This window comes from Amycolatopsis sp. SID8362, from assembly GCF_010550475.1.
In the GTDB taxonomy this organism is placed as follows: Bacteria; Actinomycetota; Actinomycetes; order Mycobacteriales; family Pseudonocardiaceae; genus Amycolatopsis; species Amycolatopsis eburnea.
In genome coordinates this window covers 1-8,334 of sequence record NZ_JAAGNB010000004.1, presented here as the reverse complement: position 1 = coordinate 8,334, position 8,334 = coordinate 1, and the positions used below count along the sequence as shown (strand labels likewise).

At 73.1% G+C, this 8,334-nt stretch carries 9 protein-coding genes; 3 read left to right on the top strand and 6 right to left on the bottom strand.

The annotated features are described in order from the left end of the window. From G3I65_RS00685 to G3I65_RS00675, 3 genes are all read right to left on the bottom strand, one after another. Window positions 1-470, bottom strand: a 470-nt coding sequence (locus G3I65_RS00685; protein ID WP_309235223.1) for a DUF998 domain-containing protein, incomplete at its 3' end; no start/stop codon positions are given. A 56-nt stretch (window positions 471-526) separates the two neighbouring features. Next, window positions 527-1,912: a HAMP domain-containing sensor histidine kinase gene (locus tag G3I65_RS00680; RefSeq protein ID WP_160693756.1), complete on the bottom strand. Its 1,386-nt coding sequence runs from the start codon at window positions 1,910-1,912 to the stop codon at window positions 527-529. After that, the gene (locus G3I65_RS00675) at window positions 1,909-2,604 is read right to left on the bottom strand and encodes a response regulator transcription factor (RefSeq protein ID WP_160693760.1); all 696 of its coding nucleotides are present in this window, start codon (window positions 2,602-2,604) and stop codon (window positions 1,909-1,911) included. The genes G3I65_RS00680 and G3I65_RS00675 overlap by 4 nt, the downstream gene beginning before the upstream one ends. An 81-nt stretch (window positions 2,605-2,685) precedes the next feature. Here G3I65_RS00675 and G3I65_RS00670 point away from each other — a divergent pair, with 81 nt between their 5' ends. After that, window positions 2,686-3,090: a DUF1707 domain-containing protein gene (locus G3I65_RS00670; protein WP_309235222.1), complete on the top strand. Its 405-nt coding sequence runs from the start codon at window positions 2,686-2,688 to the stop codon at window positions 3,088-3,090. Here the strand turns inward: G3I65_RS00670 and G3I65_RS00665 are convergent. Beyond that, window positions 3,087-3,980, bottom strand: a complete 894-nt coding sequence (locus G3I65_RS00665; RefSeq protein WP_160693754.1) for an SDR family oxidoreductase — start codon at window positions 3,978-3,980, stop codon at window positions 3,087-3,089. The genes G3I65_RS00670 and G3I65_RS00665 overlap by 4 nt on opposite strands. Window positions 3,981-4,085: 105 nt before the next feature. Between G3I65_RS00665 and G3I65_RS00660 the strand changes: the two genes are divergently transcribed. Next, window positions 4,086-4,673, top strand: coding sequence for a TetR/AcrR family transcriptional regulator (locus G3I65_RS00660; RefSeq protein ID WP_160693752.1), 588 nt, complete (start codon window positions 4,086-4,088; stop codon window positions 4,671-4,673). Here G3I65_RS00660 and G3I65_RS00655 read toward each other — a convergent pair. Beyond that, the gene (locus G3I65_RS00655) at window positions 4,649-5,419 is read right to left on the bottom strand and encodes a bifunctional 2-polyprenyl-6-hydroxyphenol methylase/3-demethylubiquinol 3-O-methyltransferase UbiG (RefSeq protein WP_160693750.1); all 771 of its coding nucleotides are present in this window, start codon (window positions 5,417-5,419) and stop codon (window positions 4,649-4,651) included. The two genes, G3I65_RS00660 and G3I65_RS00655, sit on opposite strands and share 25 nt — an antisense overlap. A gap of 45 nt (window positions 5,420-5,464) precedes the next feature. Then, window positions 5,465-6,124: a DUF4190 domain-containing protein gene (locus tag G3I65_RS00650; RefSeq protein ID WP_203612239.1), complete on the bottom strand. Its 660-nt coding sequence runs from the start codon at window positions 6,122-6,124 to the stop codon at window positions 5,465-5,467. A gap of 125 nt (window positions 6,125-6,249) precedes the next feature. On the opposite strand from G3I65_RS00650, the gene G3I65_RS00645 reads away from it, so the two are divergent. Then, window positions 6,250-8,163, top strand: a complete 1,914-nt coding sequence (locus G3I65_RS00645) for a hypothetical protein (RefSeq protein ID WP_160693746.1) — start codon at window positions 6,250-6,252, stop codon at window positions 8,161-8,163. Window positions 8,164-8,334: the final 171 nt, after the last annotated feature.

Genomic DNA, 8,334 nt, shown 5'->3' with positions numbered 1-8,334 from the left:
CGCCTCAGCGCGGGGGCCGCGGCGAGCCAGCGGGGCTCGGTCCGCAGGCGGGCGCTCAACGTCCAGGCCGCGAGTGGCAGGCTGGCGAACAGCACCGCCCCGCCGGCGCGGTGGATCTCGCCCGACACGGTGGGGTCGGCCGCGCTGGAGTTGCTCCGGAAGACCAGGACCACCGCGAGCCCGGCCGTCCAGAGCAGGAAGAGCGTGCTCACCAGCGGATCACGGGGCAGGGCGGCCAGCCTGGCGGCGACCGCCAGCGCCGCCGCGGCGGCGAGCAGCAACAGGATGGCGACGGTGAACAGCAGCCGGCCGCCGCGGTGCCAGGCGTAGTCGCTGACCGGATCGCGCCACGGGCTGACGTGGCCGGCGAGCCCCAGCGTGAGCCCGGCGATGATCGTCTGGGCGACGGCGGCCATGACCAGTGTCAGCGTCGCCAGTGGCGCCGGCGAGAGCGCGGTCCGTGGAGTCACCCTTCAGACGGTGCTGGCCGTCCATGAGAGTTCGATGAAGATCGCGCTGGGTTTCCTTAAGAAGCGGCCAGCGGGAAGACGAGGTCGAACCGGGCGCCTCCGCCGTCGGCGCGCGCGGCCGTGGCCCGCCCGCCGTGCTGGGTGAGCACCTGTTCGACGATGGCCAGCCCGAGCCCGGAACCCGGGAGCGCCCGCGCGGCGTCGGCCCGGTAGAACCGCTCGAACACGTGCGGCAGGTCCGCCTCGGGGATGCCCGGGCCTTCGTCGTCGACGCGCACGCGCACCGTGCCGCCGCCGGCCGCCATGCGCACCCGCACCCGGCCGCCCGGTGGCGACCACTTGGCCGCGTTGTCGAGCACGTTGAGCACCGCCCGCTCGACCGCCGCGGGACGCGCGAGCACGTCGGCTTCGGCCAGCTCGGCGTCGAACGTGACGTTCGGCCACCGCGACCGGGTGCGTTCGACGGCCGCGGTGACGACGTCGGCCAGCGCGAGGTGTTCTTCGGCTTCGCTCGGCCGTTCGCCGGTGGACAGGTCGACCAGCTCGCCGATCAGCGCGGTCAGCTCGACGGCCTGGGCGTCGAGGTCGGCGAGCAGCCGGGCCCGGTCTTCGGCCGGGAGCTGCCGGCCGGGGTTGGCGTCGGCGTGGATCAGTAGCTCGATGTTGTTGCGCAGGCTGGTCAACGGCGTCCGCAGCTCGTGGCCGGCGTCTTCGACCAGCCGCCGCTGCTCGTCGCGGGACCGGCTCAGCGCGGAGAGCATCGCGTTGAACGAACTGGCCAGCCGCCCGATCTCCCCGGACGCGGTGACGTCGATCGCCGCTGACAGCTCCTGGGTGCGGGCGACGTTCTCGGCGGCCGAGGTGAGCTCGTCGACCGGCTGGAGCGCCGAGCGGGCGATCGCCCGGCCGACCACCGTGGCGCCGAGCACCCCGGCGGCCGACACCACGAGCAGCCAGAAACCCAGCCGCCCCAAGCTGTCCTCGACGTCTTCGGAGTCCTGGGCGACCTGGACCGTCCCGCCGTCGGCGCGCGAAGCCGTCCACATGCGGAACTGGTCCTCCTCGCCGCGGTGGACGTTGGCCGCCCGGCTGACCGAGAACGGCGCTTGCGGTGGCGGTGGCGGGAGTTCCGGGATCACGCCCGCGGTCCCGGTGATGGCGCCGGCCGCCGAGCGGAACTGGACGGTGAGGCCGTTGTTCCGGTCGGCGCCGGGTTTGCCCGTCGTGGAGCGCAGGGTCGAGAGCGCTTCGTCCGGCGTGGCGGCTTTCGCGGCGAGCTGGGCGTAGGACTGCAGCCGCGCGTCGAACTGGTCGTAGAGGTCGGCGCGGGTGATGCCCCACGAGATCGCCGACACCGTCACCACGGTGAGCGCGACCGCGGTGGCGACGAGGACGCCGAGCCGCGCGCGCAGCGACAGCTTCCGCCAGCGGGGCCGTCTCACAGCGGTTCCTCGCGCAGCACGTACCCGACGCCGCGCACGGTGTGCAGCAGCCGCGGCTCGCCGTCGGCTTCCAGCTTGCGGCGCAGGTAGCTGACGTAGACGTCGAGCCCGTTGGACGCGGCCCCGAAGTCGTAACCCCACACGTGCTCGAACATCGCCGAGCGGGTGAGCACGATGCGCGGGTGGCGCAGGAACGTCTCGAGCATCGCGAACTCGGTGCGGGTCAGGTGCAGGGCGCGGCCGCCGCGGAACACCTCCCGCGTCGCGGGGTCGAGGGTGACGTCGGTGAACCGCAGCGCCGCGGGCGCGGGTGGCGCGGGCGGGGCGTGGTACTCGGTGCGGCGCAGCAGCGCCCGCACCCGCGCCAGCAGCTCCTGCAGGGCGAAGGGTTTCACCAGGTAGTCGTCGGCACCCGCGTCGAGCCCGGCCACCCGGTCGGTCACGGCCGTGCGCGCGGTCAGCATGAGGACCGGCACGGTGTTGCCCTCCGCGCGCAGCACCCGGCACACCTCGAGGCCGCCGAGCACCGGCATGGTGACGTCGAGCAGCACGCCGTCGGGGCTCTCGCCGCGGATCAACGCGAGCCCGGCGGCGCCGTCACCGGCGATGGAGACGGTGTAGCCCTCGAACCGCAGCGTGCGCGACAGCGAATCCTGCACGGCCGTCTCGTCGTCGACGATCACCAAGTGCACCCGGTAACCGTAGTCGAGGTTTTCGCCCGGGTGCCGAACTCTCATCGAAGATTAACGTTCCAGGCCGCGCCGGGTACCACTGTGCCGGAAGGGATCCGCTGCTCGGACGCGGAACGTGAGCAGGTCCGGTCCGCCCTCTACGCGGCCGCCGGCGAAGGCCGCCTGACGATGGACGAGGTCGAGGACCGCCTCGCCCGCCGCGAGCAGCACCGCTACCGGCACGAGCTGGCTTCGCTGACCGCCGATCTGCCCGCGCCCGAGCCGAGCACGCCCGAGGGCTGGCGGCAGATCCTGGCCGCCGCGGGGGCCGCGCTGGCCGCCGAAATCGCGGCGCTGCGCGGCCGCCGCCGGCTGCTGATCGCCCTCACCGTCCTCATCGGACTCCTGACCACCGCGGCGATCGTCGCCGGCGCCCTGCACGGCTTCGGACCGGACGGGTTCGAAGGCCACGAACCGGGCGCGCTCGACCACGGCCACGGCGGCTAGCCCGAGTACGCGCCGCCGTCGAGGTCCTCGATCAGCGTGCGCCCGGTCGGCGTCCAGCCCAGCAGCTCCTGCGTGGCCGTGCTCGTCGCCGCCAGGTCCATCCCGAAGAACCCGCCGATCCAGCCGAAGTGGCCCGGGACGTCGGCCTCGGCGATCGACGCCACCGGCAGGTCGAACGCGCGCCCGATCGCCTCCGCGATCTCCTTCGTCGGCACGCCTTCCTCCGCGACCGCGTGCAGCCGGCTGCCCGCCGGTGCCTTCTCCAGGCCGAGGACGACCATGCGCGCGGCGTCGGCGACGTGCACCGCGGCCCAGCGGTTGGTGCCGTCGCCGGGGTAGCCTGCCACGCCCTTCTCCCGCGCGATCGCCGACAGGTGGGCGATGAACCCGTGGTCGCCGGTGCCGTGCACGGTCGGGGAGAACCGCAGGCTGACCGGGTGCAGGCCGCGATCGGTGAACCCGAGCGCGAGGTTCTCGGTGCCGCCGCGCGGGGACTCCGGACCGTGGAACGGCGACGCGTCGGCCTCGGTGGCGGGCCGGCCCTGCACCAGGCCGGCGACGCCCGACGCCAGCAGGAACGGGCGGCCGGTGCCCTCGAGCGCGTCGCCGATCGTCTCGACGGCGCCCCGCTCGGCGGCGTTCGACGCGGCCTGGTCGGCGAAGTCGTGCTTGTTCGCCAGGTGGATGACGGCGTCGGCGGCTTCGGCGCCGGCGCGGATGCCGGCCAGGTCGTCGAGGTCGCCGCGCCGGACCTGGACGCCCTTCGCCTCGAGCTTCGCGGCGGACGCGGCCGAGCGGGCCAGGCCGGTGACCTCGTGGCCGGCGGCGAGCAGTTCGCCGACGACGGCGGTGCCGATCCAGCCCGAGGCACCGGTGACGAAAACGCGCATGGCGGGTAACTCCTTCGCAGAGGTGATGTCAGTGACCGACGTCAGTCGCTGACATCAGAACTGTACGCCTTCATGTCAGCTGCTGTCATCACTACACTCGGCGGCATGGTGCGCTGGGAACCCGGGACCGCGGAGCGGCTGCAGCAGGCCGCGCTGGAGCTGTTCGCCACCCGCGGGTACGAGCAGACGACCGCCGCGGAGATCGCGCAGGCCGTCGGCCTGACCGAGCGCACCTTCTTCCGGCACTTCAGCGACAAGCGCGAGGTGCTCTTCCAGGGGCAGGAACTGCTCGTCCGGACGTTCCTCGACGGCATCGCCGCCGCCCCGCCGGAGGCGTCACCGCTCGAGGTCGTCGCTTCGGCGCTGCGCTCGGCGTCGTCCTTCTTCCCGGACGAGCGCCGCCCGCACTCCCGCACGCGGCAGTCGGTGATCGACCGCAATCCGGCGCTGCGCGAACGGGAGCGCCACAAGCTGACGACCCTGGCCACGACGGTCGCCGACGCCCTGCGCGCCCGCGGCGTCGGCGAGACCGCGGCCACCCTCGCCGCGGAATCGGGGGCCACGGTGTTCGGGATCGCGTTCACCCGGTGGCTGAATGAGGAGCGGTCGCTGGCCGACCTCGCGGCCGAGGTGCTGGACGAGCTGCTGACGCTGGCCGGGGAAGCCGCTCAGGCCTTGCGCCCCACGAGGTGAAAGACGCGGCTGAGCCCGCGGTACGGATCGCGTCGCCCGGCTTCGAACTCGACGGCCGCCACGCGCTCCGCGTCGGCCGGATCCACCTCGGTGCCGCCGAACCCGAGCCAGTCGACGAACAGCCAGACCCCGTACCACCGCACGGGTTCCACGTCGTGATGGCGCAGGAGCCCGCTCAGCTCCTCGACGGTGTCCGCGCGGGTCGGCACGCCGAGGACGCCGATCTCGGTGTCCGCGTCGAACGCCGCCAGCGCGTCCTCCCACCGCCGTTCCAAGGCCGGGCGCACCGCCATCGCGTGGGCGTTGCCGGTCATGATCGAGACGACACCCCCGGCCGCGGCGCACCGGCACAGCTGCTCGACGACCGGTTCCGGCCGCTCCAGGTACCCGAGGACCCCGTGGCAGAGGACGGCGTCGAAACGCCGCCCGCCGACCGCCTCCTCCGCGTGCTCACCATCGGCTTCCACGAACGCGACGCGGTCCCGGATCCCGGGTGAGAGCCGCGCTCGCGCCTTGTCCAGCATCGCCGGCGACGAGTCCAGCACCGTGACGTCGTACCCGGCCCTGGCCAGCGGGAAGGACTGGTGTCCCGCCCCGCCGCCGACGTCGAGCACGGTGGCCGGGGCCGCCGGGAGGTGCGCCAGCAGCTGCCGGTGCAGCACCTGGGTGCGCACGCGGCCCTTCACCGACTCGTAGGCGTCGTCGGCGAAGTGTCCGGCCAGCGCGGCCCAGGCGTCGTCACCCATGTGGTCACGGTACCGCTGACCGGGACCGTCCACTGTGGAGCGGTGCTAGCGGGCCAGCGGAGCCGTGAACCGCGTGTCCGACGTGACCTGCAGGGTGCACGCGGCGGTGAACTTCCGCGCCTTCCACGCCGCCGAGTCCGGGTAGAACACCCCGAGCTCCGCCTCGACCGGCGGGGCGTGGCCGGCGCCGAACTTCGCCGCGCGCTTGGCCTCGCACGCGGGCTTCGCCTGCGATTCGAGGTACTCCTCGCCCGGGTACTCGCCTTCGACGTAGCCCTTCAGTGGCACCGTGTCGAAGACCTCGCCGTCGTGCGGGCCCGTGCACGGGACCTTCGTCGCGTCCGCGCCGAAGCCCGGTGGGGTGTCGTAGCACTCGCCGACCTGGAGTCCCACGATCGTGGGAGTCGTGCCCAGCGTCTTGGCCTTGCTCGCGACGTAGACGACGCCGACGGCCAGCCCGCCCGCCCACAGCAGGCTGAGCACGATGCCGGCGATGGCCATGCCGCGGCCCGGCTGGCCGGTCCGGTTGATCTGGACCAGCGCGATGATCCCCAGGATCAGGCCGAGGACCAGCGAGAGGCCGCAGATCCCGAGGATGCCGAGGATCAGCGAGGCGATCGCCATCCCGTTCCGGCCCGTCGGCCGCGGCGGGCCCTGCGCGACGGCCATCCACTGCGGCGGGTTCGGCGGGTACTGGTTGGACATGGATCCCCCTGCGTAGCTGCGTCGAGCGGTGGTCATTATGGACACGTCCGGGGAACGTGTCACATCGGGCTAGGCCATACGGCATACTGGGCCACCATTGCGGCAGGGCGAGGACCGGAGGGGCCGTGACGGGGCAGAACGTGGTCGTAGCCGGGCGGACGACGGACATGTGGGAGCGGCTGTTCCAGCCGGTCGAACGGTGGGGCTGGGAGTTCGTCAAGCCCGTGCCGGCGACGGTGAGCCCGGAGGCGGCCAACCCGCCGATGGCGGAGCAGGTGTACGCGCCGCACGATTACCAGCTGCGCGAGAAGCGCGCCAAACGCGCGTGGATCGGGCTGATCGGCTACCTCGTGCTGGCCTTCGTGATCGCCGTGATGATCGCCGGGATGGTGGAGGCGGCCGTCAAGGAAGTCCCGATGGCCGTGGAACTGACCGGCGACATCGTCCTGGGCCTCGGCGTCCTGCTGGCGATCTGGAACCTCGTCCGCACGCGGCGCCGGTTCACCGTGATGAAGCGCGACTACACCGCCCGGTACAACGCCGCGGTCGAGCGCTACAACCTGGCCTACACGTCGTGGCAGCAGCGCGTCGCCGAGCACGACCAGCGGGAGGCGCAGCGGGTGGCCGCGGCGATGCGCTGGTACCCGGTGCAGCTCACCACGCGCCCGGCCCGGATCGACGTCTTCGGCGGCACCGAGGACGGCTGGGCGAGCTTGCTGGTGACCGTGGGGTCGCCGCTGCTCGCCGCCGGCTCGTCGGTCCTCCTGCTCGACTTCACCGACCTCGCGGTGGGCGACAACCTCGTCGTCGCGGCCAGGGCCAAGGGCCACGCCGTCGCCGTCCACGAGCTGCCCCGCGACCTCGCCGAGCTCGGCATCATCGCCGACCTCGACGCGACGGAGATGGCCGAGATGGTCGCCGAGACCATGCACACGATGAACCGCACGCAGTTCGGCGCCGACCTGCGCGGCCTGCACACCGACCTGCTCACCGCCGTCGGCGAGCGGCTGAGCGGCCCGCTCACCTTCGCCAAGGTCGTCGCCGGGCTGCAGGTGTTCCGCCGGGTCTACGACGCGGGCTCGGACGACACCCTCTCCCCGGACGAGGTGCGCAAGCTCAACTCCTACGTGGACACCGTCGGCGGCACCGACCAGACGCAGAACGAGCTCCAGGCGCTCGAAGGCGAGCTGCGCGGGCTGGCCAGGGCCGAACGCGCGGCGGAAAAGCAGGCGACGGCCGGGTTCCGCGCGTCGTGGCCCATCCGCGGGTACTCCGTCATCGCGACCAGGGCCAAGACCGGCAGGCACCGCCGGTTCGTCGAGCACATGGTCTTTCACCGCACGCTGCAGGAGCTGCACACCCGCGAGGCGACCGGCCGCGAGACGCTGGTCGTCGCGGGGGCCGACCAGATCGGGCTGGAGTCGCTCGAGGCGATGGCGCGGCAGGCGCGCCGGGCGGGCGTCCGGCTGATCTTCCTGGTCCAGCACCTGCGCGACGACATGCAGAAGCTGCTCGGCGCCGCGGGCACCGTGACGCTGCTGATGCAGCTCGGCAACGGCGACGAGGCCGCGAACGCGGCGGAGTTCATCGGCCGCGGCTACAAGTTCGAGCTGTCGCAGCTCACCCTCCAGGTCGGCCGGACGCTGACCCACGGCACGGCGTCGACCGAGGGCGGCTCCTCGAGCGTGCAGCGGTCCCGCGGCTACACCTACGGCGGGTCGTCGAGCAGCTCGACGGGCCCGAACGGCGGGAGTTCCAGCTCGGGCAGCTCGTGGAGCACCACCAACACCACGACCCACAGCCGTGAGCAGAACTGGTCGTCGACGGTGTCGCAGTCCGAGGCCGACTCCCAGAACCGCGGGGTGACCGCGTCCCGGGTGTACGAGTTCGAGGTCGAGCCGACCGCCCTGCAGGGGCTCGCGCCGACGGCGTTCGTGATGGTCGAGAACGGCGTCTCGGGCCGCCGGGTGCTGATCGGCGACTGCAACCCGGGCACCGTGCTGCTCGACCGGGTCGCCGACCGCCCCCGCATCGGCTGAGCACCGCCGTGCTGGAGGGGTTCGCGTTCCACGAGCTGCTCGCCGTCCCGCGCGGCGACGACCTCGCGACGGGGGTGGACCGGCCCGACGAAACCGGCGGGCGCTCGCCGGCGCAGCTGTTCGCCGCGCTCACCGCCGCGCACGCCGACCTGCGGTTCCGCGGCCCGGACG